Raw genomic sequence first — 25,407 nt, forward strand, 5'->3', positions numbered from 1 at the left:
CGGGCAATCTGGTCGAATGACTACGACGCCGAAGCCGGCCCAGCCGTCCACCGCTCAGCAGCAGGCGGAGATCCGTCAGCGCTTCCCGTTCTCCGACACGCAGGACTTCGACGACGCGAACCGGGGGCTCGTCGGACGGCGTGAGCCGAACGCCGTCACGGCCGGGGACGGCACCACCCTGTGGGACAACGACACCTACGCGTTCCTCGAGGGCGATGCGCCGGACACCGTGAACCCGAGTCTGTGGCGTCAGTCCCAACTGGTTGCCACACAGGGGCTGTTCGAGGTGGTCGAGGGGATCTACCAGGTTCGCGGCTTCGACCTGTCGAACGTGACCTTCGTCGAAGGGACCGCGGGCGTCGTCGTGATCGACCCGCTGCTCTCCCAGGAGACGGCCGAGGCGGCCCTCGCGCTCTACCGCGAGCACCGGGGCGACCGGCAGGTCACCGGCGTCATCTACACCCATTCGCACGTCGACCACTTCGGCGGGGTGAAGGGGGTCACCACGCAGGAGGACGTCGACGCCGGGCGGCTGCCCGTCCTGGCGCCCGTCGGCTTCATCCACCACGCCGTGTCCGAGAACGTCTACGCCGGCACCGCGATGGGGCGAAGGGCCGCCTACATGTACGGGGCGGCACTGGACCGCGGCCCGCAGGGGCAGGTCGGTGCCGGGCTCGGGCAGACCACGTCGACCGGGACCATCACCCTGATCCCGCCGACCGTGGACATCACGGAGACGGGCCAGGAAGAGGTCGTCGACGGGGTCCGCATGATCTTCCAGATGGCACCCGACACGGAGGCGCCGTCGGAGATGCTCATCTACTTCCCCGACTTCAAGGCCCTGTGTGCGGCCGAGGACGCCACGCACACGCTGCACAACCTGCTGACCCTGCGCGGAGCGGTGGTCCGTGACCCGCACGCGTGGTCGCACTACCTCACCGAGTCGATCGACCTGTTCGGCGACAGGACGGACGTGGTGTTCGCCTCCCACCACTGGCCCACCTGGGGCCAGGACCGTGCGGTGCGCTACCTCGGCATCCAGCGGGACCTGTACGGCTACCTGCACGACCAGACACTGCGCCTGATCAACAAGGGGTGGACCGGCACCGAGATCGCCGAGCACCTCCCGCTGCCGCCCGCGCTGGAGAACGCGTGGAGCACCCACGGCTACTACGGCTCGGTGAGCCACAACCTCAAGGCCATCTACCAGCGTTACATGGGATGGTTCGACGGCAACCCGGCCCATCTGTGGCAGCACACCCCCGTCGAGGCCGGCAAGCGGTACGTGGCGTTCATGGGCGGGGCGGACGCCGTGGTCGACAAGGCGCGCGGCTCCTTCGGCGAGGGCGACTTCCGGTGGGCCGCCGAGGTGCTGAGCCACGTCGTGTTCGCCCAGCCGGACCACGCTGCGGCGCGCGAGCTGCTCGCCGACACCTACGAGCAGCTCGGCTACGGCTCGGAGAACGGCACCTGGCGCAACTTCTATCTGTCCGGTGCCACCGAGCTGCGGCAGGGGCAGTTCGGCACCCCCACGGTCGCGGCGTCCCCGGACGTCATCGCCAACCTCACGCCGCCCATGCTCTTCGACGCGATCGCGGTCCAGATCGACGGCCCGAAGGCATGGGGGGAGACGCTCAGCATCGACGTCCACCTCACCGACTCCGGCGAGCGGTACCGGCTCCGGCTGACCAACGGGGTCCTCACGTACTCCGCGGCGCCGCAGAAGGGGACGGCGGACGTCACCCTGCGGACCGACGCCCGGTCCCTGCCCGCACTGGCCCTCGGCAGCCTGTCACCGGAGCGTCTCACCGAGGCAGGCATCCAGGTCGAAGGCGACGCCTCCGTGCTCGGCCGGCTCGCGGCCGTGCTCGACCCGGGTGACCAGGACTTCCCGATCGTCACCCCCTGACCCACCGTCACCGAGGGCATGCCGAATCAGTGAAGGGGGGCCGGCCATGGCGTCGGCCGATGTGACCGCGGTCCACCGGATGACGGAGGCCCTGTTCATCGAGCGGCGGCTGCGGAGCCCGAGTTCGACGCGGTTCTGGGGGCTGCTCGTGCTCGCCTCGGTCATCGCGAGCGCCGGGGTGGTGGGGGACTCGACGGCCACGGTCATCGGCGCGATGATCGTGGCTCCGTTGATGACCCCCATCCTCGGCAGCGCCCTCGCGCTCGTCCTCGCCGACCGGTCACAGGTCGTACGGTGCGTGCTTCTGGTGCTCGGAGGAGCGCTGGCGGTGGTGGCGATCGGCATGCTGCTCGGCTGGATCGTCTCACCGCCGGACGCCTTCTCCTCCAACAGCCAGGTGTCGTCCCGGATCACCCCCCGTCTCATCGATCTGCTGGCCGCTCTGGCCACGGGCACGGTCGGCGCCTTCGCGCTCGTCCGCGCCGACATCTCCGACACCTTGCCCGGGGTGGCGATCGCGATCTCGCTGGTGCCGCCCCTCGCGGTGACGGGGCTGCTGATCACGGTCGGCCGCTATCACGACGCGGCCGAGTCGGCCCTGCTCTTCGGGACGAACGTGGCCGCGATCGTGGCGACCGGAACGGTCGTGTTCCTCGTGTACGGGATCCGGGGCGCGGCGCAGGAATCGGGACTGCGGGTGGGCAGGTTCCGCGGATGGACTCTCGCGGCGGTCGCGTGCGTCGTCGTGCTGGTCGCCGTGCCCCTGACGAGCGGCACGGTGACCGTGGCACGGGATCGCGCACTCGCGGCGGACGCCAGACCGGTCGCCGAACGGTGGGCGGCGACCCGCCATTGCAGGACGCCTCGGTCGAGGCGCGCAACGGCACTGTCGTCATCGGGGTGCTGGGGCTCCCGCCGCAGCCCGCCCCCAGCTCGCTGCGCGCCGCCCTCGACCGTGACGGAATGGCGGACGCGGACCTCGAACTCCACCTGGTGGGCGGCCGGACGCACTGGTGCCCGGCCGACACCTGTACGGTGCGGAACGCGAAGCACGGCTGACCGGCAGCGATGACGAACGGCCCATGCCTGCACGTGGGTCGGCCGGGCCAGGCGCGCTCCCGCCCGCACGGCTCAGCGTGGCAGACGCCCCAGCAGAGCCGCGAAATCCGTCCCGGGCGGGAGCGTCCCGAAAGCGAGGCCGCGGTCGCCGGCGAGCCGAGAGGCACAGAACGCGTCGGCCACCGCCGCGGGGGCGTGGCGGACGAGCAGGGAACCCTGGAGGACCAGCGCCGCGCGTTCGATGACACGGCGGGCCCGGAGCGGGGCGTCCTCGCTCAGGACGAGTTCGGCCTGGAGTTCGCGCCAGGCGGTGTCCAGCCTGCGGTCCGCCCCGGCGGCCGACTCGACCTCCGTACGGAAGGCGTCCAGGGACTCGGGCTCCCGGGTCAGCGCGCGGAGCATGTCCAGGGCGTTGACGTTCCCCGAGCCCTCCCAGATTCCGTTGAGCGGGGCCTCACGGTAGAGGCGCGGCATGCCGGACGCCTCGTCGTAGCCGTTGCCGCCGAGGCATTCCAGGGCTTCGGCGACAGCGGCGGGCTGGCGCTTGCACACCCAGTACTTGCCGACGGCCGTGGCGAGCCTGAGGAAGGCACGTTCCTGTGCGTCGCCACGCCGGGCACGGTCCGCCGCCCCGGCCAGCCGCAGCGCGAGAGTGGTCGCGGCCTCGGACTCCAGGCCGAGATCGGCGATCACGTTGCGCATCAGCGGCTGGTCGATGAGCTTGGCGCCGAAGACCGAGCGGTGCCGCACGTGGTGTGCCGCCTGGGCGAGCGCGGCGCGGGTGCCGGCGGCCGAGCCGAGCACACAGTCCAGACGCGTCATGGTGACCATCTCGATGATGGTCCGTACGCCCTTGCCCTCCGCACCCACGAGCCAGGCGACGGTGTCGTCGAACTCGGGCTCGCTGCTGGCGTTGGAGCGATTGCCCAGCTTGTCCTTCAGCCGCTGGATGCGGAAGGTGTTCCGGCTGCCGTCCGGGAGGACCCGCGGTACAAGGAAGCAGGAGAGGCCGCCGGGTGCCTGGGCCAGCACGAGGAAGAGGTCGTTCATCGGGGCGCTGGTGAACCACTTGTGCCCGTGCAGCCGCCAGCTGCCGTCCGGACGCTCCGACGCGGTGGTCGTGTTGGCGCGCACATCGGTGCCGCCCTGCTTCTCGGTCATCCCCATGCCGGCCAGGAGCCCGCGCTTGCCGGCGGGACTGCGCAGGCCCGGATCGTAAACGCGGCTGGTGAGCAGCGGCTCGTACGTCTTGGCGAGATCCGGGGTGTGGCGCAGGGCCGGCACGACCGCGTACGTCATGGAGACGGGGCAGCCGTGACCGGCCTCGGCGCTGCTCCACACCATGAACCCGGCGGCGCGGGCCACATGGGCCCCCGGGCGTTCGTCCGCCCAGGCCGCACCGGCGAGACCCTCGCTGATCGCCACGTCCAGCAGGGCGTGGTACGAGGGGTGGAAGTCGACCTCGTCGACGCGATGCCCGTAGCGGTCGTGGCTGCGCAGCACCGGCTCGTAGCGGTTGGCCTCGTCGGCCCAGCGCTGCACTTCCTCGCTGCCGGCCCGGCGGCCGAGCCGGTGCAGGGCGTCGAGGTGCCACTCGGCGCCCTCGCGGCGTACGCCTTCGATCAGCACCGGGTCGTCGGCGACGTCATGCCCGGTCAGCGGCGGGGGCTGGTTGGTCACTTCGTGGGTCGTCGAACCCGGGCGGCTGTACGGTGCCTGGTCTGCGGGCATGGATCTCTCCGATGTGAAGGGCAGGGTCAGGGACGGGGCGTCGCGGGTGCGGCGCCGGCGCAGCGCAGCGCCATGGCGGTGAGCTCTTCCAGCAGTTCGCCGGTGCCGTCCTCCTCCGGCGTCCCCAGCGGGGCGACGAGGACCTCACCGATCGCGCCGGTGAGGGCGGCCGCGGTCACCTCCCCGTTCTGGGGCGGTAGCAGGCCGTCCCGCATGCCCTCGTGGATGACCTCGGCGAACAGGGTGCGGTAGCGCAGGCGGAAGTCGAGGCGTTCGGCTCCGACCGCCGGCTCGGCGGGGGAGACGAGCAGCGCGTGGGCCAGCCCTCGGTTCTCCAGGGCCCGCCGGGCGAAGACCTGGACGCCGTCGGCGAGCCGCTCGACCGGGTCGCCGGAGCCCTTGAGCACATCGCTGAGGACGTCGACCTCCCGTCCCGCGGCGCGTCGGAACACCTCGACGGCGAGCGCCGCCTTGGACGGAAAGTGCTGGTAGACGGAGCCGGCGGCGATTCCCGCGGCGTCGGCGACCGCCGTCACGGAGGCGTGGGCCCAGCCCACCTCGGCGACGACCTCGGTGGCGCGGGCGACGAGGTGCTCCCGGGCCGCTTCGAGGCGGCGGATCTCGGCAGGGGTCTTGCGGTAGGCCATGGAAGAAGTGAACCATCATTCATAGTTTCCCGACAGGGCCGGTGTCCCCCGGCTCGGAACCCCTGGAGAACGTGTGCATCTCACTGCCCTGCTGGACAGCGTCGTTCGCTCGGCCGGCCGCGAGGAAGCCCTGGTGTACGGGGACCGGCGCTGGACCTACGAGGAGTTCGCGGAAGCGGCCCGCCGCGCGGCGACCGTGCTGACGGAGGCCGGGCTGCGGCCCGGCGACCGCCTCGCCGTGATGACGTACAACACCCCGGCCTTCCTGTTCGCCGCGTTCGGCGCCTGGTACGCCGGAGCCACGCTGGTGCCCGTCAACCACAAGCTGCAGACGGGCGAGGTGCGGCAGCAACTGCGCCACTGCGGGGCCCGGCTGGCCGTCGTCGACCAGGAGATCGGTGAGCGTGCGACGGCGGCGGACGCGGATGTCCGCTGGCTGGTGAGCCACCCGGACGCCACCTCGGGCGCCGCCTGGGACACCGGCTCGGACACCGGCCCGGATGCCCTCGCGGAACAGCTTCCGGCCGACTCGTTCGAGGCTCTGGTCGCCCGGGCCGAGAGGTGGTCCGGTGAGGCGGGCCCGGACGACGACATCGCGCAGATCCTCTACACCTCGGGCACGTCGGGCACGCCCAAGGGCTGTGTGCACACCCACCGGGGCATCGCCCTGACCGCCACCTGCACCGCGGCCGCGATCCCTCTCCGGCGCGACGAGCGGTTCCTGGTCTGCATGCCGATCTGGCACGCCTCGCCGCTCAACAACTGGACGATGGGCACCCTCCTGCTGGGCGGCACGGTCGTGCTCCAGCGCGAGTACGCCCCCCGCGCCATGCTGGAGACCATCCAGCGGGAGCGGATCACCGCGCTGTTCGGGGCGCCGGTCGCGCTCATCGCCCCGGTGCAGACGGTTCCCGACTTCGCCTCCTTCGACCTCTCCTCGGTCCGCTCCTGGATCTACGGGGCGGGCCCGCTGGACGCCGGCACCGCGCGCCGGCTGATGACGGCGTACGGCAGCGACCACTTCCACCAGGTGTACGGGATGAGCGAGATGGGCCCGGTCGGGGCCACACTCTCCCCCGCCGAGCAGGTGAAGAAGGCGGGATCCATCGGACGCGGCGGGATGCCGGGCGTCGATCTGCGGGTCGTACGGCCGGACGGCTCCGACGCCGAGGCCGGCCGGACCGGGGAGATCTGGCTGCGCTCGGACACCCGGATGGCCGGGTACCTCGACGACGAGAAGGCCACCGCCGAGGCGTTCTCGGGCGACTGGTACCGCAGCGGCGACCTGGGCCGGATCGACGAGGACGGGTTCGTCACCGTCGTCGACCGGATCAAGGACGTGATCATCACCGGCGGGGAGAACGTCGCCTCGCAGGAGGTGGAAGGCGCCCTGCGCGGCCACCCCGATGTCCTGGACGTGGCCGTCGTCGGCCGTCCGCACGCACAGTGGGGTGAGAGCGTCGTCGCCGTGGTGGTGCCCCGCGAGGGGGCGCGGCTGGACCTGGCGGGCGTACGGGAGTGGCTGGAGCCACGGATCGCGCGGTACAAGATCCCACGGGACCTGGTCCTGCGGCCGGAGCTGCCCCGCACCCCCTCGGGCAAGGTGACCAAGCACGTACTGCGGGGCGAGCTCGGCGTCTGATGGCGGCCCGTTGCCGGGGAGCGGCGTCCGTCGTCACGTGGCACCCCATGGGCGAGGCGCGGCCCTGGTCCGCGTAGGGTCGCGGCATGGCCGAGGACCGGGTGCAGCGTGAGCGGAGAGGGCCGGGGCGGCCGCGGGAGGAGCGCGTCACCCGGGCGGTGCTGGACGCCGTCGTCGCGCTGGTGGCCGAGAGCGGCATGAACGCGCTGACCATGGACGCGGTCGCCGCCCGTGCCGGGGTGAGCAAGCCGGCCATGTACCGGCGCTGGCCCACCAAGCAGGACCTCGTCATCGCCGCTGCCGAGTCGCGCATCGGCCCGCTGTCCGTGCCCGCCACGGGGGACTTCCGTGCCGAGCTGCGGGCGGTGCTGACCGCGCGCATGGAGGCGTACCGGCAGCCCGGTGTGAACCGCCTGCTCGCCGGGGTCATCGGCTCCGCGGCGGAATCGGGTGCGGAGCCCGGCGCCTACCGCGCCTACACGGAGCGGGTGATGAGCGAGACGCGGCACCTGCTGGAGCGTGGCGTCGCCCGGGGCGACGTACGGGCGGACGTCGACGTGGCCGCCGCGGCGACGCTGGTCGCCGCCTCGCTGGTCTTCCGGATGGTCGGCGAACAGCGGCTGCCGGACGAGGCACTCGTCGATTCGGTGGTGGACCTGATCAGCCGCGCGGTCGGTGTCCCTGAGTGAGCCGGACGGCTGCTCCTGACAGACCGTCAGCTGTGCTCCTCGAAGCCTCCCGCGCTGTGGTGTGCGGAGCTTCCGCGGTGATCCCGTCGAGGTCGGGGCGTCCCTGAAATTTCCTGGGTCAGACCCCTTGCCCCACTGTCGGCGAATATCGATACTGCCGGTTACGTAATAAGTGTTCGCCGCTGGGAGGACCCCTATGACCGTCACAGCCGCCACCGACACCCCCCGCCCCGTGCTCGACAAGCCGCTGATGCGCTACGGCCGCCGGACCCTGGACCGGTTGGCGCCGGGCGCCGAGGCTCCGGAGTACCGGATCCTCGGTGTCACGCCTCTGACGCCGCACATCGGCGCCGAGATCAGCGGCACCGACCTCGCGCAGCCCATCGGCCAGGCCGCCGCCGAGGAGTTGAAGCAGGCGCTGCTCGAATGGAAGGTGATCTTCTTCCGTGACCAGGCCGGACTCGACGAGGAACACCACCTCGACCTGGCCGCGGTCTGGGGCCCGCCGGAGGTGAACCCCTTCTTCCCGAAGACGGGGACGACGGGCGTCTCGCGGCTCGCCAAGGACGCGACGGCCATCGGCAACGAGAACATCTGGCACAGCGACCACTCCTTCATGGCCGCCCCGGCCCTCGGCTCCGTCCTGCGCTCGATCGAGGTCCCCTCTGCGGGCGGTGACACCATGTGGGCCGACATGGGGGCCGCCTACGACAACCTCTCCGACGAGCTGAAGGCCCGGATCGAGAACCTCACGGCCGTGCACGACTGGGTGCCGAGCTGGGGCTCGACCATGACCGAGGAGCAGATCGCCCACTTCCGCGCGAGCCTGCCGCCGGTCGAGCACCCGGTCGTGGTGTGCCACCCCCGGAGCGGCCGCCGGACGCTGTACGTCAACGAGCCGTTCACCACGCGCATCGTGGGCCTGTCCGACACCGAGAGCCGTGAACTGCTCGACGAACTGGTGCTCCAGGCACGGGTCCCCGAATTCCAGGTCCGCTTCCACTGGGAGCCCGACTCCGTCGCGATCTGGGACAACATCGCGACGCAGCACTACGCGATCAGCGACTACTACCCGCGCCGCCGCGTGATGGAGCGCATCGCCGTCGCCGGAGTCCCGCTCTCCTGACACCGCTCGGGACACCGCCCGGGCCGCGTGTGCGGCGCCCTGCCCCGCACACGCGCCCCGCGGCGCCCACCCCCCTCAATCCCTTGCCCCCGTCTTCTCCTCAGGAGGACCCATGAACGCGGCCCCGACCCTGCCCCAGCACCCCCCTGGGACCGCCGCGGCCACCGGCAGTGCCCGTGCCTGGACGGTGACCGCCCTGCTCGTCGTGTTCATGATGGTCAACTTCGCGGACAAGTCGGTCCTCGGCCTGGCCGCCGACGAGATCCGCGCCGACCTCCACCTGAGTGCCACCGAGTTCGGACTCGCCAACAGCGCGTTCTTCCTGCTCTTCTCGGCCGCGGCGGTCCTCGTCGGGCTGCTGGCCGACCGCGTCCCGCCGAAGGTGCTGCTCCTCGCCATGGCCCTCCTGTGGTCCGTGGCCCAGGCTCCGGCGGCGATCGGGGGCGGCCTCGCCGTGCTGGTCACCTCGCGCGTCGTCCTCGGGGCCGCGGAGGGCCCGGCCTTCCCCGTGGCCCAGCAGGCCACACTGTCGTGGTTCCCCGACCACCGCCGCAATCTGCCCAGCGCACTGATCACCCTCGGTGTCACACTCGGCGTGATCGTCTCCGCGCCCGGGCTGTCATGGGTGATCCGGAACCACGGCTGGCGATCGGCCCTCTGGGTGCTCGCGGCCACCGGCCTGGTGTGGGCCCTTGCCTGGAGCGTGCTGGGGGCCGACGGCCGGCACCGCACCGACGGGGAGCCCGCCGTACGGACCGCCGGCCCGTCCGGACCCCCGGCCGCGGTGCCCTACCGCAAGATCTTCGGCAGCCCCACCTGGATCGGGGCCACGGCCGCCTACTTCACCAGCTACTGGACGGTCGCCCTCATGCTGGTCTGGCTGCCGTCCTACCTGCGCAACGCGCTGGACCACCCGGCGGACACGGCGGCCGTCCTCGTCGTGGCCCCCTGGACGATCGGCGCCGTCGTCCTGCTCGCACAGGCCGTCCTCACCGGTCGCCTGATGCGGCGGGGAGTCGGCAGCCGTACGGCACGGGGCCGGGTCGGCGGCTGGATACTGGCCCTCGGCGCCGCCTGCCTGCTCGCCCAGACCCTGGTCGACGGGTCCACGGCCAAGACCGTGCTGGTGGCCCTGGGGTTCGGCCTCGGCGGCTCGTACGCGACGATCGCCGTCACCACGGTCGCCGAACTCGCCCCGCTCGGCAGGAGCGGCGGCTCACTCGGCGTCATGAACGCGGTGGTCACCTCCGCCGGTCTCGTCGCACCCGCCGTGGTCGGCGCCCTGGTGGACGCCCAGGGCGACACCGGTTACCACACCGCGGTGCTGCTCTCCGGCCTGCTGCTGGCCGTCGGAGCAGCCGCGTCCTTCCTGCTCGTCGACCCGGCCCGGGACATCGCACGGCTCGGCCGCTGATTCGTCACTCCGGTCGTGAGCACTGCCGCACCGACCGCCCGTACACCCGAAGGAGCTGCACCTGTGAGCACCACCCCGGCACTTGCCACCGCGCCACTCGACCAGGCCGTACGGGAGCTGCGTGACAACGCCGCGTCCTGGATCCGTACGCCGCCGGCGGAACGCGTCGCCCTGCTCGAACGCATGCTGCCGCGGATCGCCCACGGAGCCCACGCCATGGTCGCCGACGCCGCACGGGCCAAGGGCTACGGCCCGACCGCACCGCCCGCCGCCGAGGACTGGTTGACCGCCCCCTGGGCGCTGGCCCAGACCGTCAGCGCCTACCTCCATGTGCTGCGCAGGCTGGCCGACGGCCGCGGGCCCCTCGACGCCCGGGCCGTCCGGGAGCACGACGGCCGTACCGTCGTCGACGTCTTCCCCGCCACCGCGTCGGACCGCCTGCTGCTCAACGGGTTCTCCGCCCAGGTGTGGACACTGCCCGGCACCACCCGGGAGCAGGTACTCGCGCGCGCGGCCGGCGAGTACCGGGGCCGCCCCGGTCCGCCGGCCGTCGCGCTGGTCCTGGGCGCCGGGAACGTCGCCGCGATCACCCCGCTCGACATCCTGCACAAGCTCTACGTGGAGGGCCAGGTCGTCGTCGCCAAGATGAACCCGGTCAACGCCTACCTCCGCCCCCACTTCGAGAAGGTCTTCACCGAGTTCGTGGAGCGCGGATGGGTCCGCTTCGTCGACGGCGGCGCCGCCGAGGGCGCCCACCTGACCGACCACCGGCACGTCGACACCATCCACGTCACCGGGAGCGAACGTACCCACGACGCCATCGTCTGGGGCACGGACGCACGGTCCGCACAGCGCAGGCAGGACGACGCACCGCTCAACGACAGGCCGTTCACCAGCGAGCTGGGCGGCGTCAGCCCCTGCATCGTGACCCCCGGGCCGTGGAACCGGGCGGACTTCCGCCACCAGGCCGAACACATCGTCACCAGCAAGATGAACAACGCGGGGCACAACTGCGTCGCCAGCCAGATCCTCGTGGTGCCCCGCGACTGGGACGGCACCGAGCGGCTGCTCACCGAGATCCGCCGGGTGCTGCGCGGCCTCCCGCAGCGCAGCGACTACTACCCCGGTGCCTCGGAGCGGCTGCGCGAGGTGCTGCGGCTCCACCCGCAGGCCGAGACCTTCACCGGTGACGCCGGCGCCATACTCGTGTCCGACCTCACCCGCCACGACGACCCGATGATCACCCAGGAGATCTTCGCCGCGGCCCTGGGCGTGGTGCGCCTCGACGGCGGGAGCCCGGAGGAATTCCTGCGCAACGCGACCGAGTTCGCCAACGAGAAGCTGCCCGGAACCCTCGGCGCCACCCTGCTGGTGCACCCCCGGACCCGGCGGGCCCACCCCACGGCCGTGGACGCCGCCGTCGCCGGACTCCGGTACGGAACCGTGGGCGTGAACTGCTGGTCGGCGTTCGGATTCCTCCTGGGATACACGCCGTGGGGCGCCTTCCCGGGGCACACACGCCAGGAGATCGGCAGCGGCATCGGCTTCGTACACAACGCCTTCATGCTGGAGGACGTGGAGAAGACCGTGCTGAACGCGCCCTTCGCCCCCGCCCCGCGTGGGTGGTTCACCGGTTCGCCCTCGCTGTCACCCCGCCCGCCGTACTTCGTCACCAACCGGACAGCCCGTACGACCGTCGAGCGCCTGACGGGCTACACCACCGCGCCCAACTGGCGTCGTCTGCCCGGCATCTTCCTCTCGGCGCTGCGTGGCTGAGCTCCGCACGACCGCCGCCGGACCTCGGGGTACTCAGTGCTGCTGCGTCTCGTGCAGCAGATTCCGTGCCCACGTCGCCCGGCGGGTCCCGGCCGGATAGGGCAGCGCTTCCGCCAGCGACTCGGCCCGGGACAGCTCCGTCGTGCCCTCCGGAGTCGGGGCGAGCCGTGACAGGGACGCTCCCAGCACGATCCGCGCCTCCACCTCGGCGAGGCGCTCCCCAGTGCGCTCGGCCCGCGCGACCTCGGCGCGAGCGAGCCGCACCGCGGCTTCGGCCCGCCCCGACAGGAGTTCCGCCCAGGCCATCGGAACCGGGGCGTCGTCGGCGTACCCCTCCAGGGCGCGCAGGGCCTCGTCCGGGCGGCGTGCGTGCAGTGCCAGTTCGGCACGCGCCGTGCGCACCTCGTGCTCCGCCTGCCGGTCCCCGTGCGCGGCCGCGGCCCGTTCGGCACGGTCCAGGAGGGCCGCACCCTCCGCCGTCTCTCCCGAGAAGAGCCGCACGCGCGCCATCGTCGCGAGCGTGTAAGGGAAGCACCACGCGTCGTACGCCTCCGCGCCGGCGACCGCCTGTTCGGCGAGGACACGGGCCGGCTCGGGCTCCTCCAGCAGGAGCCGCAGCTCGGCGAGGTTCGTCCGCTCGAACGCGGCCGCCGTCGGATCACCGGACTGCTCCGCCAGACCGAGCGCACGGGCCCCGATCTCGACGGCCTGGCGCAGCCGCCCCGACCGCCGGGCGTTCTCACGCAGCGTCGACAGGACCGAGCCGAGCAAGGTGGGATCCCCGTACGCCTCGGCCGGCGCCAGTGCCTCGTCGCCCGCCTCCCGAGCCTGGTCGAAGCGGCCGGCGAGCCCCAGATTGGCGGCCTGCAGCGCGAACGCCCGGGCCACGAGCCCCTGTCCCCGCACTCCCGGCACACTGCGCGCCGCCGCCAGGGCGCTCCTCGCGGCCTCCGCTCCGGCCGTGTACCGCCCCTCGACGCAGCGGACGACGGACAGCGCGAGGTAGTGGCCGGCGGCGGGTTCCGGAGCGGTGTCCACGGTCACCGGGTGCTCCCGCAGAGCCCTGCGGCCGGACCTGGGGGCGCTCGCCTTGACGAGAGTCTCGGCGAGCAGCGCCGCCGCGAGGACCTCGTCGTCGTGGTCGCCGCGCCGCTCGAACTCGGCCAGGGCGAGCCGCACGGTGTCGGCCGCCTGGGCGAAGTGGCCCATCCTCCGCAGGACATGGGCGTGGGCGAGCCGGGCGCGGGCCGCGTCGACGTCCAGCCGGTCGACCAGATCCCGGTAGTAACGGTCGGCGGTGTCGTTGGCGTACAGGGCGGCGGCCCGCTCGGCCGCCCGGCGCAGGTATTCGGCCGCGCGCGGGTCGTCGGCGCGGGCGAAGTGCGAGGCCAGGGTGTCCACCGCGTCGGGCCTGCGCCGCTGTACGGCCTGCGCGAACGCGGCGTGCAACTGTCTGCGCCGGACCACCGTCAGCTGTTCGTAACACGTCAGCCGGACCAGCGGATGGCGGAAGGCCACCCCCGCCACGGGCCGCCCGGCCACCACGATCTGCCGCTCCTCGACGAGTGAGGCGGCGATGGCCCGTTCCAGGGCATCGACCGCCGCGGCGCCGGACACCGGCGGGCGCAGGCCGAGTTCGGCGACGTCGAGCAGTTCGGACAGCGCGGCCTCGCCCCCGGCCACGGAGAGCGCCTCGACGATGCGACGGGCGTCCGCGTCGATCCGTACGAGCCGGTCCGACACCAGTTCGCGTATGCCCTCGGGAGCGAAGTCGCCGGTGCCGCCGGCGGTCAGGTCACGGGCGAGTTCGACGGCGAACAGCGGGTTGCCGAGGGAAAGCTCCCAGACGCGACGGGCGCGTTCGTCGCGCGACAGGTCAGCGGCGGCGTCGTGTTCGTCGCGCGACACGTCGGCGGTGGCGTCGCGTACGTCATGTGAGACGTCGGCGGTGGTGTCGTGTTTGTCGGGCGACAGGTCCGCGGTGGTGCCGTACTCGTGACGGGACAGGTCCGCGGTGGTGTCGTACTCGTGACGGGACACGTCCGCGGCGGCGTCGCGCACCACCGCCAGACACGCCTCCTCGTCGAGCCGGCCCAGCTCCTCGCGCACGCACAGGCGTTGGCGGATCAGCGACGCCACGACCGAGCGGCGCCGGTCGCCCTCGGGGAGCTCCTCCTCGCGGTACGTCACGAGGAACCGCAGCGCCGTGCCCCGCTCCACGGCCCGCCGGGCCAGATGGCCGAGCAACTGGTACGACCCGGTGTCGGCGGCGTGCAGATCGTCGAGGACCACCAGGACCGGGCGCACCGCGGCAAGGTCGCCGAGCAGCGCCGTACTCGCCCGGAACAACCGGTCCCGCTCCTCCTCCGGGCTGCGTTCGCCGGTCGCCCCCACCTGCCCGAGCGACGGCAGGAACGCGGCCAGCTCGGGATACTCGGCGCCGACCCGGGCCCGCTCGGCGGCGGTGTGCTCGGCGAGCCAGCCTTCGAGCGCCTCCGCGAAGGCCCCGTACGGGGTGTGCCCCTCCGCGTCCTGGCTGCCGCCCCACAGCACGGCCGTCCCGGCCGCCACGGCCCGCCGCGCCACCTCGCCCACCAGGCGGGTCTTCCCCACACCCGCCTCACCGGTGAGCAGCGTGACCGGCGGACCGGCCTCCGCGAGGAGCCGGTCGAGCACGGCGTCGCGGCCACGCAACGGCGGCGCGGAGCCCCCGGCCCGGAGCGGGGCCGGCAGCAGCGGGGTGGCGGGGCCGGGCGCGGGAGCGGAGGCGAGGGCCGCCCGGTGCAGCCACTCCGTCTCCGGCCCCGGCCGCACCCCCAGTTCCGTGTCGAGCGCCTCGCGGCACACGTGGTACTGGTGCACGGCGCGCCGGCGCAGTCCCTGGCGCAGCCAGGCGTCCATCAGGATGCGGTGGGCCAGCTCCTCGGCGGGGCTTGCCGCGAGGACCTGCTGGGCGACGGAGACCGCGTCGGCCGCGGCCCCCCGGTCCAGGTGCTCCCTGCCGAGACGGAGCAGCAACTGTTCGCGCAGCAGGGCGAGTCGGCTGCGACGGTCGTCGGCCCAGCGCGCGTAACGGTCCTCCGGCAGGATCTCACCGGTGAAGAGGTCGAGGGCGGCCGTCAGCGCGTCCACTCCGCCGTCGGTCAGCGCCGCGCGGGCCGACGACTCGGCCTCGTCCGCGTCGATGCGCACGGTCGCCGGATCAAGGCGGAGGAACGCCCCGTCGGAGACCAGGTACGAGGAGGCGGCGCGGGGGAGGAGTTCCGGTTCCAGGGTGTGGCGGGCGCTGTGCAGGGCGACGCGCAGGCTGCCCGCGGCGGTGCGCTGATCGGCGTCGGGCCAGCAGACGGCGACTATCTGCTGCCGGTGGAGGCGGTGCCCGGGTACGACCGCGAGGAGCTTGACCAGGGCACTCGCACCGGGGCGCGGCCACCGTTCCGCGAGCGGGGGGCCACCGTCGCGGGTTGCCCGGAATCCACCAAAAAGGCGCAGACGCAGCAACGGGGCCGCTGGACCGGTGCCTTCAGGTTCTCGCACGTTCATCAAGGCGCACTGTAATCGAACACGCGGTGAACCCTCGGGTGGGACCGGAGGGCGAAATCGCCTGAGCAGGCCCGCTCCGTACGGCGGCGCAGGAACGGGCCCGGAGCGTGTGCGCGGGGTGGGAGGACGACCGGCGGGTGACCGGACGCGCCCGCCGCCGGGAGCCGGTCAACGACGCCTGGTGCGCCGGAGATGCACGCAGCCACCCACGTTCAGGGCGAGCGTCGCGACGATGAGCACCCCGCGCCATATGCCCCGGTCGTTCATGTCCTCGGGGATGCCGAGATTCCGGACGAGCCGCAGGATTCCGGGGAGGACCAGGGCCAGGGCGAGTCCGCTCCACCGGCGATCCCGGCCCAGCGGCCCACACCGGCGCGCCCCGGTCGCGCGTAGGAGTTGGGGAAGAAGCGATCGAACAGCGAGGCCGTCTGTTTCTCCTCGCGGGCGTCCAGCCACCGCACCCCCTCGGCGGCGACACCGGAAGGAGACGTGGTCTCCATCCAGAAGAAGTGGTGGACGGGCGCCAGACCGGGCAGTCGCCGCACCATCGCATCGATCAGGCCGGCCCCTCCCAGGACCCGGTAGGACGGGCCGGCCTCGGCCAGGACCCGCCGCACCAGCACGGCGGCATCGGCGACGTCCCCCTCCACCGCGAGCCGGTTCTGTTGCCGGCTCGGACTGGCCACCGCCCACGCGGCTCCATGGCGCCAGGCCCGTACCCCCGGCCCCAGGCCCCCGCCGTCCCGTCCCTGCGCCGCCCATATCAACAGGCCGTGAGCGGGGGTGACTTGACCGATGTCGCTGAGTCGTCGAAGTTGCTCCATGCTCCATACGTACCAAGCGATCCCGGAATCCTTGTGCGCCGCGCGACCGACGGCGGGGGGCGGGCACACGGCGACGCCCCCCGCGGCGGAGGCCGAGCCGGCCTCCGCCGCGGGGGCGCGGCGGTCATGGCGCGGCGATCAGCCCGCGGACTCCCAGAAGAAGGAGGAGCAGGTGTCCCTCAGGGCCTGGCGACTGCCGTACTCGTCCAGGCAGACCCGGTAGGTGATCCATCCGTCCTCGGGGATGTTCATGTTGACGTCGAGCTTGGCGTACTTGCCGTAGTGGTTCCAGTCGCGGGTGTAGTCGCTGCCGCCCACATCGGAGCGCTCGTACTCCAGCACCACGGAGTGCCCGTCGCCGGCGTTGTCCCAGACCAGGAGGTGGTCGCCGTCATGGACGGACGACGCCGAGCCGGCACAGCTGTTCGCCCAGGTGCACTTGTCGCCGGTGTGCGGCCCTGACGTGTACGTCACGGTGTATGCGGCCGCGGAGGCGATGCCGGCCAGGGGAGCACGGCCAGAACGGCCGCACCGGCGGCGCCGGCCAGCGCCGTACGCTTCTTCATCGCGGTGATCCTCACGTCGATCGAGCACGTCCCCAGCGCGCCTGCGCCGAGTGCCGCAGGGTCTCCTCGGGAAAGGCGTGACTCAGGATGCGGCGAGGGGTACAGGCGAACAATCCCCGGCTTCACATGGCCCGATAACCCGGGAGATATCGGTGGAGGCCGGGGCGGGCGCAACCTCGCCCAGGCGACCCGCGGTCAGCGGTTCACGCCTCGTCGGTGGCGGTGCCCTCGGAGGACGGGACCGCCCTTCTCCTGCGGTACACCACCACCCCGCACACCGCGAGCAGGAGGACGGCCGCGGCGGATCCCCCGAGGGCCGTCCGCTCGGCGAAGAGTCTGGCCAGCACTTCGAGCACGCCGAGCCCGGCCGTCGCGTAGATCAGCGCCCAGGCGGCTCCGCCCACGAGCAGGGCAGGGAGATAGCGCGGCAACGGCATGCGCATGCTCCCCGCGAGAAAGTTGGCGGCGGTCTGGAAACCGACGGTCAGGAAGGAGACGGCGACCACCGGCGCGCCCCACCGCTGGATCGCCTGCTCGGCACGCCGGAACTTCGCCGAGGAGATCCGCCCGGCGAACCTTCTGCGCCGCGCGCCCGCGCCGGCGAGCCACCCGATGGCGAAGGTACCTCCGGCGCGGAGCAGGACGATGACGTACAGGGTCCCGGCCGTGAGCGCGAGCTTATCCACGACGCCTCGTCCCGGGCGCCAGGGCGGAACCCACATCCCGCGTCACCCGCGTGAGCGTTCCCGGCCCGCCGGACGCGCGATGCGCACGAGCCTGGTCACCGTCTCCCACCTGCGCCCTGCCTCTGCCTGATCGCCCACCGGGTTCCCACCCGCGGCACCGGAACCCGCACGCCCGGTACCCGCCAGGCAAGGTCAGCCTAACCGAACGCGAATACGGCGGACATAGGGCGCCCGGTCATCCGAGGGCGACAGGTGTGGTCGGATGGCCCGGTGGCCCGCCAGCAGGTAGGACCGAGGCTGACCAAGGAGACACGGCCGAGTTCGAGGCCCGCCGAGATCCAGCGGTGGATCGGAACACTGGTGGCGTACCGGGATGCCCTGGGCGGTGGAGGCGGTGGCTGGCTACGTGTCGAACATCGGCCGGTACGTGAGGGCGGCGGAGCACCCGGCGCTGCGGCTGACACGGCCCGCTACGCCACCCACCGGGGCCGCGGGGGCGCACCGTGTGGGCGGGTGCCCCTACAACAGGGCGCCGCCGGACACCTCGAGGCGCTGGGCGGTGACCCATCGCAGGTCCTCGGAGGCGAGCGCGGCGATCGCGTCGCCGATCTCCTGCGGTTCACCGACGCGGCCGAGCGCGGTCCGCGCGCCCAGTCCCTCGCGCATCTGCGCATCGTCCCGCATGGCGCCGCCGTTGAAGTCGGTGGCTGTCGGGCCCGGCGCGATGGCGTTGACGCGGATCTTGCGCGCTCCCAGCTCCACGGCCAATGTCCGGCTGAGGACCTCGACCGCCGCCTTGGAGGCCGAGTAGACCGAGGTGCCGGCACTGGTGTGGCGGCTGAGGGAGGAGGAGACGTTGATGATCCGCCCTCCGTCGGCCACCACGGGCGCGAGCGCCTGGATGAGGAAGAACGTGCCGCGCACGTTGGTGTCCATCACCGCGTCGAAGTCGTCGACCGTGACCGCTTCCAATGGTCCGAACAGCCCGACCCCGGCATTGTTGACCAGGACGTCCAGCCGGGTCGCGTCCCAGCGCTCCAGCTGCGCGGCCAGTTCGGAGACGAAGGCAGGGAAGGAGGCCACATCACTGATGTCCAGCCGCAGCGCGGCAGCCGTGGCGCCGGTTTCCTGAACGTTCCTGACCGTCTCCTCGGCCTCCTGCGCGTCGCCGCGGTAGGTCACGATGACGCGCAGCCTGTGCCGGGCCAGCGCCTGGGCCGTGGCCCGGCCCAGCCCGCGATTGCCGCCGGTCACCAATGCGATCCTGCCTGATTCCATGAGTGCTTCTCCCCGTGGGAACGGAACGGCGCCGGCGGGGGAGTACTCCCGCCGACCGGATGCGAGTCGTACGACTCGCCTCCCTGGCCACGTAAACACTCGCACAGTGGTAAGTCAAGTGACTCGCCTCGCCATGAGTCATACTGGTCCCATGACCGCAGGACTCTCCGCGCACCATCAACGACTCGCTCAGCGCAAGCGCGAGGCGATCACCGCAGCGGCTACGAAGCTGTTCCTGGAAGGGGGCTATGACGGGACCTCGCTGGCGAAGATCGCGCAGGAAGCGGCCGTCTCGAAGTCCACGCTGTTCAAGCAGTTCCCCACCAAGGCGGCGCTCTTCGAGGCCATCGTCACCGAGTACTGGAAGGGCGGGCCGGACCCGGCGGCCCCCGCGACGCACCCCGGTGACCTGCGCGCCGGCCTGAGCGCCATCGGCCGCCAGTACGCCGACCTGATCGGCCGGCCCGCGATGGCGGCCCTCTTCCGCATCGTCATCGCCGAACTGCCGCGCTTCCCGGAACTGGGGCGGGCTCAGTTCGAGCTGGGCAAGCTGCCCTACTTCGTCTCCGTCCAGGACTACCTGGAGGCCCAGCACGCTGCGGGCACTGCGGTGGTACCGGACGCGGAGAGCGCCACCAACCAGTTCCTCGGGATGATCGCCAACTACGTCCTGTGGCCGCGGATGCTGCTCGCCGACTGGAGTCCCGCACCCGCCGACGTCGGCCACGCCGTCGACGAGGCGGTCACGACGATGCTCGCCCGCTACGGCCGCGGCGCCGACGACGACCCGCAGCAGCCCTGAGGGCTCCGGCCCCCGTCTGCGTCTTCTGCGGCAGCGATCCGCCAGAGACGTGGAACGTGGATCCCAAGACCCGGAGTCGGCTTCGGGGGCTCCGTCGTGCGTAACCGCGGGCGCGGCTTTATGGCGCCGACGCCGCGCAATGTCCCTGCTCGGCGATGCCCGTGTGCCTGTTCACCGCGGGGGTGGATTTGCGGTCCCCTTCAAGCCGAGTGGTGTTGGGCTCGAACGACCTCCGGCGGTGTCCTGCTCATGTACCACCCGTCGACGCGGGGCCCGATGAGGCCGGACGGCCAGCCTCCCAGCTCGACGGCGGCGTCGTAAACGGCGTCACCGAACGCCACGATGGCCTGATGCGGGTCGGCAGTCTCGCCGAGTGTGTCCCACGGCAGCAGGACCAGACCGGCGTCGGCGTTCCAGACCGCGCCGTCGACACCCCAGGACCTGCCTTCGAGACCGTCTGGCTGAGGCCAGATGTAGGCGTACATACCGGCGCTGGGCGACGTGGCGTCCCCGAAGGAGAATCCCACCGCCACGTACGCCGCGAGCTGGGCATTCTGCATGAACATCGGACGACCGGGCGGTGGCTCGGTGGGCTGCACCCGGTGCCGGGTGGCGGACAGATCGAAGCCGCCCCACATCACACCGACCCGGGGGCGGTGCCCGCGGAAGGGCGCCTGCCACGTTTCGAGCCCGCCGGCGGCGAGGTTCAACGCCTCCCACATCAGCCGAGCCGCACCAGGATCCCAGCTCCGTTCGACGTGATCGGCCTCGAAAGTCGGCGCGCAATCCGGAATCTCACAGATCAGCGAGGAGCGCGGCCGGTGGATGCCGAGCTCTGCCGCCGCGTCGCGGAACGCCGCATAGAACGTGGCGACCGATCCCGTCGACAAGGGCACTGTCCGCGAGCCCGTGTCGGCCTCGATGAGCACGTCGCCGTCGAGCAGGCGGCAGTGCACCGTGAAGGTCACTCCTCGCTGCCGGAACGTCGGTGTCCTGAGCCCGCGGGGGGTGACGTCGAGGACGACGTTTCCCCAGCCGACTTCGAAGGGCTCGTCGAGGGTGTACTTTCCTGCGACCTGTACCACCCGGTTGACGTATCCGACCATGGACGCCAGCTCCTCGTGGACCAGCGTCGGCCACGTAGGGCGAGGTTCGCTCACGGAGAGCCTCCCGGTGTGCGATGGGGCCCGGGCCTGGGCGGCAGCCGACGACGGACCGGGTCAGTGCAGCAGCCGTTCCCAGTTCTCGGGAACCTTGCCGACGGGGCCGGGGGCGGGCTGGGCGGTCGGGTGCGAACCGGGCGCAGCTAGGGCTGGGCCGTCGTAGTACTCCTGGGTCTCGGCGTTCCAGAACCAGTCCTCGCCCGGTTCGAAGCTGGTCAGGAAGGCGTGCCCGGACTCGCGGGCGTGTCGTGAGGCGTGCTGCGCCGGGGACGAGTCGCAGCAGCCGATGTGCCCACAGGCGGCGCAGCGGCGCAGGTGGAACCACCAGCCGGGATCGGCGCCCGCCAGGCACTCCACGCAGCCGTCACTGCTCGGCGGGACGTCCGGATCGATGCCAGGTATCCGCTCATCGGCCATCTGCCCCTCCTCGGTCCGGCCCCCTGACCAGCGTCCCCCGGGTCCGCTTCACGCGCCACTGCCGGGGGAGCGGTGACGCCGCTGCGGCACACCCGGGAGAGCGAGAAGTCGCTCGGCGTATTCGCCGACGAGGGGTGGTCACGAGCACTGCGGAGCAGACCCTCGGGGGGCTCGAGAAGGCCGGCGGGACGGTCATCCCGATGGCGAAGTGGTCATGCTCCGCAGGTCGGTGAGGAGGCCGTCAAGTGCGCTGTCGAGGGTGGAGGCATTGGCCTGGTCGAACCAGGTGGTCCGGATGCGTTCATTGTTGCCCTTGGGGGTCTCGTGGTCGGCCGCGAGCTGTTGCAGGGTGCGGGTCTCGTCGCCCAAGGCGTGGCCCACGGCTTGGAAGAGACCCCGTACGTAGCGCTCCGCGTCCTGAGCGGGGACGCCGTGCCCGGCGGCCCACGACGTAAGCGCGGCGAGGTAGGCGTGGTGGGTGGTGAGCGTCCCGGTGAGCGCCGAGAAGACATCGAAGGCCTCCTCGGTCGCGACCGGCAGCGCTCCGCCGAGCTGCTCGAAGAGGGCATCGACGGCCGGGTGCGACGGGTAGGTCACGGTGACGGAGCGACGTTCACGCACAGAAGGCAGCGGGATGGCGCGCACCAGCGGGGCGTCGGTGGCGAGGATGCTGCGTAGGTCGTCGTTCGCCACTCCGGCCATCACATTGACCACCACTTCGGCCTTGTCCACCCGCAGGCCGTCCAGCGCATCGTGGCGGTTCTGACGGCGTACGGCGACGATCACCAGCTCGGCACAGTCCACGACTTGCTGGTTGTCGGCACAGGCGTGGACGCCGTCGTACCCCTCGGCGAGTTCGGTGGCGGTGCGGGCGCCGCGCGGCGAGAGGAACACCTCGGGCGCCGGGCTGCCCGCGCCGCGCAGGCCCTGCACGAGGGCCCGGCCGATCTCGCCCACTCCGATGATGCCGATGCGTTTCACGGTGCCGTCCTCGTGGACGCGTGGTGGCCGTGTCGTGGGTTTCTCCACAGCAGAGCGATCGCCAGGGCGCCTGCCAGAGAGGGAACCACCCCGGCCCAGCCCAGGGCCGGTGGCAGTCCGGTCGCGCCGGAGGTGTCCTTGATGAGCAGCCCGGTCAGCCCGACGCCTGCCCCGAGGACGAACACCATCGTCGAGGCAAGGCGGGCCCACCGCTTGCCGGCCTTGACGGCCCAGGTCGACCCGAACCAGGCAAGGACGCCGAGTGCCCCGACGACGGACAACAGGACCAGGTAGGTGTTGACGGCCGAGTCCACCTGGGCCGGCGAGTACGCCGGATAGCCGTCCCGAATGTGGTCGGCCAGCAGGTGGGTGGTGGCACGGTCTGCGTACGGGGTGACGGTCGCGATGACGGTGAGCCCAAGTCCCGTGTACATCAGGGCGATTACTCCTCGCCGACGGACGCTCGACATGGTTTTCCCCTTGGGTGTACGAGGTTTCCGGGTGTGCGGTCCGGGGTTCATCGGCCGTCGCTCACTCGGCCAGGGCCGCGCGGAGGAATTCCAGCTCAGGGTGTCCCAGAAGGGGCCGGGCCGCGTCGGACGCCCGCCAGTGGTTCTCCGCGACGCGGTAGGCGGCCAGGCCCTCGGCCGTCACCGACGACCAGTCGGGTTGTGCCGGCCGTTCCACGGCAGTGATCGCTCGTGTCTCTCATCCGTGTTCCTCGTGTCCTTCGGCAAGTCGTTCCTAAACCTACGGCGTAGGTTTCGCTGGGTAAGCTAAGTTCTACGACGTAGGTTTGGCAAGGGGGTACGGGAGGGAGTGGACGTGGCCAGACGGGCGCGGGGTACGTCGGCGGGACTCGACCGCGAGCAGATCAAGTCCGCGGCCGTCGCGCTCGTGGACCGGGACGGCCTTGAGTGTTTCGGCGTACGGCGACTCGCGGAGGAGCTCGGGGTCGACCCGATGTCGCTCTACCACCACGTCAAGGGCAAGGCCGCGCTCCTCGACGTGGTCTGCGAGGCCGTGCTCGCCGAGGTGGCGGATGCCACCGAGGGTGCGCCGGACGACTGGGAGGAGATCGCCCGGCGAACAGCCCACTCCTACCGGGACATGGCTTGCCGCCACCCTCGGGTGTTCCCGCTGCTGGCCACCCGTGCTCAGACCTCGCCGGTGGCCGTGACCGCCCTGGAGCGACTGGTCTCCGCGATGCGTATGGCCGGCCTGCCCGACCGGGTGGCAGCGGATGCCCCGATGGTGTTGTTCGGCTTCCTCAACGGGCACTTGCTGGCATCCACCGGAGGCGGACCCGAAGGGCCCGCACCCGTGCCCGAGTTCGACTCCGATACGTACCCCGGCATGGCCGCCCTGGCGCCCCGGTGGACCGACTTCGGTTCTGCCGAGGAGTTCGACCGGATGCTCGACATCGTGCTTGACGGGATCAGGGCTCGGACAGCTCGCTCAGCCTGACGGGAGGCTTGTGCGCGGAGAACGTCAGCCGGCTGCCCACGCCGAGCGTGATGTCGACATAGCCGAGCGTCTGAAGGCGTACGAGGAATGCGGCCGGCTCGACCGGGTTGTAGACGTCGTCCTCGTGGAAGGCATGCAGCGACTGGCTGGGCAGACTGTCGGCCCCGACGAGCACTCCGCCCGGTCTGAGCACCCGGAGGATCTCCGCGAGGAGGAGGTTTTGCAGAGCGGTCGTCGGTACGTGATGCAGCATCGTGAACGACGCCGCCGAGTCGAAGGAGTCGTCGGCGAACTCCAGGGCGGTGCCGCTTCCTTGGCGGACCTCCACGTTCGTCCCCGCGAATCGTTCGGACAGGCGTGCTGCTGCTTCCGTCTCGATCTCCACGGCCACCAGGCGGCTGACCCTGGTGCGCAGCCAGTCGGTCGCCGCTCCGGGACCGGGGCCGACTTCGAGCAGCTCCTCACCGAGCTCGGGCCGCCCGATGGCCAACGGCAGCATCTCGTCGTGCAGATGGGCGGCCCACCCGGGGCTCGCGCACAGTTCAGCGTGGTCTGTGTTCATGACGTAGACGCTAGGGAGCGGCACGCTTGTCCGACAGGCCGTAGCCTTCCAACCCATGTCGAGAAACAGACAGGCCGGTGTGCTGGTCTCCATCGGGACGTATGCCATGCCCGCGGGAACTCGTTTCACGCAACACACGCACCCGACCCATCAGCTGGCCTGGGCCTCATGCGGCACGTTGACGGTCGACGTGGAGGCGCGACGGTGGGTACTGCCCACTACGCGCGCCCTGTGGATCCCACTCGGGGTGCCGCACGAAGTCGTCTCGACGAGTCGCGCGACGATGACCTCGCTCTATCTGCCGACGTCCCCGTCTGAGGACACGGGGCGGTGGGCTGCGGTCCAGGCAGTTCACGTTCCGGTATTGCTGGCGGAGTTGATCGGCTATCTGGGAGATCCGGACCTCGGCTCCGGATCTCGGTCACGCGGCGAGGCACTGCTCCTCGACCTGCTCCGGCCGGTGACGGCCACCGCCTTGGAGACCCCTCTCCCTGCCGACCCTCGCGCCCGCCGGGTCGCTCTGGAACTCCTCGACGATCCGGCCTGCGCACTCGCGGTGGACGCGTGGGGACGCCGGGTCGGTACCTCGCGGCGTACCCTCGCCAGACTGTTCCTGGCCGACACGGGCATGACGTTCGGCCGCTGGCGCACCCTCGTCCGCCTCCAGGCGGCGCTGCCCGCGCTGGCCGCGGGTGAGCCGCTCCAGCGGGTGTCACACTCCGTCGGATACGAGACGGTCAGTGCGTTCGTCGCGGCGTTCCGGCGCGAGACCGGCACCACGCCGGGAGCGTACTTCGGCGTGGGCCGACAGAAGGCTGCCGTGGCGGCGCAGGCGCGTCAGGGCCTCGTGCACCGGTGAAGACGGCAGTAGTTCCGTGTCCGCCGTGATGTCGTGGTCCGCGTAGAAGTCCAGCATGGCGGCGGTCGCCGGCAGGCCGCCGCAGCCCGCGGAGCGGAGCTTCTTGCGCCCCACGAGGAGGCCGGTGCGGGGTGCCGGGTCCGTCGCAGATCAGCTGGTGTTTGCTGCCCGCCTTCTGCCGGTCGACCGGCGACGGACCGGTGTCGGCGCCCCTTTTCCATCCCTGGAAGAAGCCGAGCTTCTTCGGGCTGTACGAGACCAGGAGG

23 protein-coding genes are annotated in these 25,407 nt (G+C 71.9%); 10 read left to right on the plus strand and 13 right to left on the minus strand.

Translation table 11 applies throughout. From position 1 onward, the window contains the following. Positions 1–16: 16 nt before the first annotated feature. The gene (locus JKV81_RS11860) at positions 17–1,909 is read left to right on the plus strand and encodes an alkyl/aryl-sulfatase (protein ID WP_129266541.1); all 1,893 of its coding nucleotides are present in this window, start codon (positions 17–19) and stop codon (positions 1,907–1,909) included. Positions 1,910–1,955: 46 nt separating this feature from the next. Next, complete coding sequence (locus tag JKV81_RS11865; protein WP_236056363.1) at positions 1,956–2,981, plus strand: DUF389 domain-containing protein; 1,026 nt, start codon at positions 1,956–1,958, stop codon at positions 2,979–2,981. A gap of 59 nt (positions 2,982–3,040) precedes the next feature. On the opposite strand, the gene JKV81_RS11870 is transcribed toward JKV81_RS11865, so the two are convergent. Continuing rightward, positions 3,041–4,699 carry an acyl-CoA dehydrogenase family protein gene (locus JKV81_RS11870; RefSeq protein ID WP_202075730.1) on the minus strand — a complete coding sequence of 553 codons (1,659 nt, stop codon included), beginning with the start codon at positions 4,697–4,699 and terminating at the stop codon, positions 3,041–3,043. A 26-nt stretch (positions 4,700–4,725) separates the two neighbouring features. Beyond that, complete coding sequence (locus tag JKV81_RS11875; protein WP_129266544.1) at positions 4,726–5,346, minus strand: TetR/AcrR family transcriptional regulator; 621 nt, start codon at positions 5,344–5,346, stop codon at positions 4,726–4,728. A 73-nt stretch (positions 5,347–5,419) separates the two neighbouring features. Here JKV81_RS11875 and JKV81_RS11880 point away from each other — a divergent pair, with 73 nt between their 5' ends. The 5 genes from JKV81_RS11880 to JKV81_RS11900 all read left to right on the plus strand — a co-directional run bounded on the left by JKV81_RS11880 (position 5,420) and on the right by JKV81_RS11900 (position 11,993). Continuing rightward, on the plus strand, positions 5,420–6,988 hold the full coding sequence (locus JKV81_RS11880; protein WP_129266545.1) for a class I adenylate-forming enzyme family protein: 1,569 nt from the start codon (positions 5,420–5,422) through the stop codon (positions 6,986–6,988). Between the two features lie 86 nt (positions 6,989–7,074). Continuing rightward, positions 7,075–7,677, plus strand: a complete 603-nt coding sequence (locus tag JKV81_RS11885; protein WP_129266546.1) for a TetR/AcrR family transcriptional regulator — start codon at positions 7,075–7,077, stop codon at positions 7,675–7,677. 196 nt (positions 7,678–7,873) lie between these two features. Next, a complete protein-coding gene (locus JKV81_RS11890) occupies positions 7,874–8,803 on the plus strand; it encodes a TauD/TfdA dioxygenase family protein (RefSeq protein ID WP_202075740.1) in 930 nt (309 codons plus the stop codon). Between the two features lie 112 nt (positions 8,804–8,915). Further along, the gene (locus JKV81_RS11895; RefSeq protein ID WP_129266548.1) at positions 8,916–10,217 is read left to right on the plus strand and encodes an MFS transporter; all 1,302 of its coding nucleotides are present in this window, start codon (positions 8,916–8,918) and stop codon (positions 10,215–10,217) included. A gap of 63 nt (positions 10,218–10,280) precedes the next feature. Then, complete coding sequence (locus tag JKV81_RS11900) at positions 10,281–11,993, plus strand: aldehyde dehydrogenase family protein (RefSeq protein WP_202075742.1); 1,713 nt, start codon at positions 10,281–10,283, stop codon at positions 11,991–11,993. A gap of 33 nt (positions 11,994–12,026) precedes the next feature. On the opposite strand, the gene JKV81_RS11905 is transcribed toward JKV81_RS11900, so the two are convergent. From JKV81_RS11905 to JKV81_RS11925, 5 genes are all read right to left on the minus strand, one after another. Then, positions 12,027–15,536, minus strand: a complete 3,510-nt coding sequence (locus tag JKV81_RS11905; RefSeq protein ID WP_202075743.1) for an ATP-binding protein — start codon at positions 15,534–15,536, stop codon at positions 12,027–12,029. 263 nt (positions 15,537–15,799) lie between these two features. Continuing rightward, the gene (locus JKV81_RS11910) at positions 15,800–16,222 is read right to left on the minus strand and encodes a hypothetical protein (RefSeq protein ID WP_236056364.1); all 423 of its coding nucleotides are present in this window, start codon (positions 16,220–16,222) and stop codon (positions 15,800–15,802) included. A gap of 276 nt (positions 16,223–16,498) precedes the next feature. Next, a complete protein-coding gene (locus JKV81_RS11915; protein ID WP_236056366.1) occupies positions 16,499–16,834 on the minus strand; it encodes a hypothetical protein in 336 nt (111 codons plus the stop codon). Positions 16,835–17,129: 295 nt separating this feature from the next. Next, positions 17,130–17,612, minus strand: a complete 483-nt coding sequence (locus JKV81_RS11920) for a DedA family protein (protein ID WP_202075749.1) — start codon at positions 17,610–17,612, stop codon at positions 17,130–17,132. Positions 17,613–18,131: 519 nt separating this feature from the next. Continuing rightward, complete coding sequence (locus JKV81_RS11925) at positions 18,132–18,890, minus strand: SDR family NAD(P)-dependent oxidoreductase (protein WP_202075752.1); 759 nt, start codon at positions 18,888–18,890, stop codon at positions 18,132–18,134. A 151-nt stretch (positions 18,891–19,041) separates the two neighbouring features. On the opposite strand from JKV81_RS11925, the gene JKV81_RS11930 reads away from it, so the two are divergent. Next, positions 19,042–19,692, plus strand: coding sequence for a TetR/AcrR family transcriptional regulator (locus tag JKV81_RS11930; protein WP_202075755.1), 651 nt, complete (start codon positions 19,042–19,044; stop codon positions 19,690–19,692). Positions 19,693–19,892: 200 nt separating this feature from the next. On the opposite strand, the gene JKV81_RS11935 is transcribed toward JKV81_RS11930, so the two are convergent. The 5 genes from JKV81_RS11935 to JKV81_RS11955 all read right to left on the minus strand — a co-directional run bounded on the left by JKV81_RS11935 (position 19,893) and on the right by JKV81_RS11955 (position 22,940). Continuing rightward, complete coding sequence (locus tag JKV81_RS11935; protein ID WP_307820525.1) at positions 19,893–20,852, minus strand: DUF5996 family protein; 960 nt, start codon at positions 20,850–20,852, stop codon at positions 19,893–19,895. A 60-nt stretch (positions 20,853–20,912) separates the two neighbouring features. After that, positions 20,913–21,272, minus strand: a complete 360-nt coding sequence (locus JKV81_RS11940) for a UBP-type zinc finger domain-containing protein (protein ID WP_202075760.1) — start codon at positions 21,270–21,272, stop codon at positions 20,913–20,915. A gap of 192 nt (positions 21,273–21,464) precedes the next feature. Beyond that, entirely contained in the window at positions 21,465–22,253 is a 789-nt protein-coding gene (locus tag JKV81_RS11945) for an NAD(P)-binding domain-containing protein (protein WP_202075764.1), read from the minus strand. Then, positions 22,250–22,687: a hypothetical protein gene (locus JKV81_RS11950; RefSeq protein WP_202075767.1), complete on the minus strand. Its 438-nt coding sequence runs from the start codon at positions 22,685–22,687 to the stop codon at positions 22,250–22,252. The genes JKV81_RS11945 and JKV81_RS11950 overlap by 4 nt, the downstream gene beginning before the upstream one ends. 97 nt (positions 22,688–22,784) lie before the next feature. Continuing rightward, the gene (locus JKV81_RS11955; RefSeq protein WP_164992736.1) at positions 22,785–22,940 is read right to left on the minus strand and encodes a hypothetical protein; all 156 of its coding nucleotides are present in this window, start codon (positions 22,938–22,940) and stop codon (positions 22,785–22,787) included. A 138-nt stretch (positions 22,941–23,078) separates the two neighbouring features. Here JKV81_RS11955 and JKV81_RS36700 point away from each other — a divergent pair, with 138 nt between their 5' ends. Next, positions 23,079–23,720 carry a TetR/AcrR family transcriptional regulator gene (locus JKV81_RS36700; protein WP_202075782.1) on the plus strand — a complete coding sequence of 214 codons (642 nt, stop codon included), beginning with the start codon at positions 23,079–23,081 and terminating at the stop codon, positions 23,718–23,720. Here JKV81_RS36700 and JKV81_RS11965 read toward each other — a convergent pair. Further along, positions 23,692–24,282, minus strand: coding sequence for a class I SAM-dependent methyltransferase (locus JKV81_RS11965; protein ID WP_202075785.1), 591 nt, complete (start codon positions 24,280–24,282; stop codon positions 23,692–23,694). The genes JKV81_RS36700 and JKV81_RS11965 overlap by 29 nt on opposite strands. A 55-nt stretch (positions 24,283–24,337) precedes the next feature. Here JKV81_RS11965 and JKV81_RS36925 point away from each other — a divergent pair, with 55 nt between their 5' ends. Then, positions 24,338–25,141, plus strand: coding sequence for an AraC family transcriptional regulator (locus tag JKV81_RS36925; RefSeq protein WP_129266558.1), 804 nt, complete (start codon positions 24,338–24,340; stop codon positions 25,139–25,141). The last annotated feature ends 266 nt before the right edge of the window (positions 25,142–25,407 follow it).

It is taken from the genome of Streptomyces silvae (assembly GCF_016745505.1).
GTDB classification, from domain to species: domain Bacteria; phylum Actinomycetota; class Actinomycetes; order Streptomycetales; family Streptomycetaceae; genus Streptomyces; species Streptomyces silvae.

Excerpts from the sequence above, each read along its gene's own strand:
- JKV81_RS11860 (WP_129266541.1), top strand. The coding sequence starts at position 17 with ATGACTACGACGCCGAAGCCGGCCCAGCCGTCCACCGCTCAGCAGCAG.
- JKV81_RS11865 (WP_236056363.1), top strand. The coding sequence starts at position 1,956 with ATGGCGTCGGCCGATGTGACCGCGGTCCACCGGATGACGGAGGCCCTG.
- JKV81_RS11870 (WP_202075730.1), bottom strand. The coding sequence starts at position 4,699 with ATGCCCGCAGACCAGGCACCGTACAGCCGCCCGGGTTCGACGACCCAC.
- JKV81_RS11875 (WP_129266544.1), bottom strand. The coding sequence starts at position 5,346 with ATGGCCTACCGCAAGACCCCTGCCGAGATCCGCCGCCTCGAAGCGGCC.
- JKV81_RS11885 (WP_129266546.1), top strand. The coding sequence starts at position 7,075 with ATGGCCGAGGACCGGGTGCAGCGTGAGCGGAGAGGGCCGGGGCGGCCG.
- JKV81_RS11890 (WP_202075740.1), top strand. The coding sequence starts at position 7,874 with ATGACCGTCACAGCCGCCACCGACACCCCCCGCCCCGTGCTCGACAAG.
- JKV81_RS11895 (WP_129266548.1), top strand. The coding sequence starts at position 8,916 with ATGAACGCGGCCCCGACCCTGCCCCAGCACCCCCCTGGGACCGCCGCG.
- JKV81_RS11905 (WP_202075743.1), bottom strand. The coding sequence starts at position 15,536 with ATGAACGTGCGAGAACCTGAAGGCACCGGTCCAGCGGCCCCGTTGCTG.
- JKV81_RS11925 (WP_202075752.1), bottom strand. The coding sequence starts at position 18,890 with ATGGAATCAGGCAGGATCGCATTGGTGACCGGCGGCAATCGCGGGCTG.
- JKV81_RS11930 (WP_202075755.1), top strand. The coding sequence starts at position 19,042 with ATGACCGCAGGACTCTCCGCGCACCATCAACGACTCGCTCAGCGCAAG.
- JKV81_RS11940 (WP_202075760.1), bottom strand. The coding sequence starts at position 21,272 with ATGGCCGATGAGCGGATACCTGGCATCGATCCGGACGTCCCGCCGAGC.
- JKV81_RS11950 (WP_202075767.1), bottom strand. The coding sequence starts at position 22,687 with ATGTACACGGGACTTGGGCTCACCGTCATCGCGACCGTCACCCCGTAC.
- JKV81_RS11965 (WP_202075785.1), bottom strand. The coding sequence starts at position 24,282 with ATGAACACAGACCACGCTGAACTGTGCGCGAGCCCCGGGTGGGCCGCC.
- JKV81_RS36925 (WP_129266558.1), top strand. The coding sequence starts at position 24,338 with ATGTCGAGAAACAGACAGGCCGGTGTGCTGGTCTCCATCGGGACGTAT.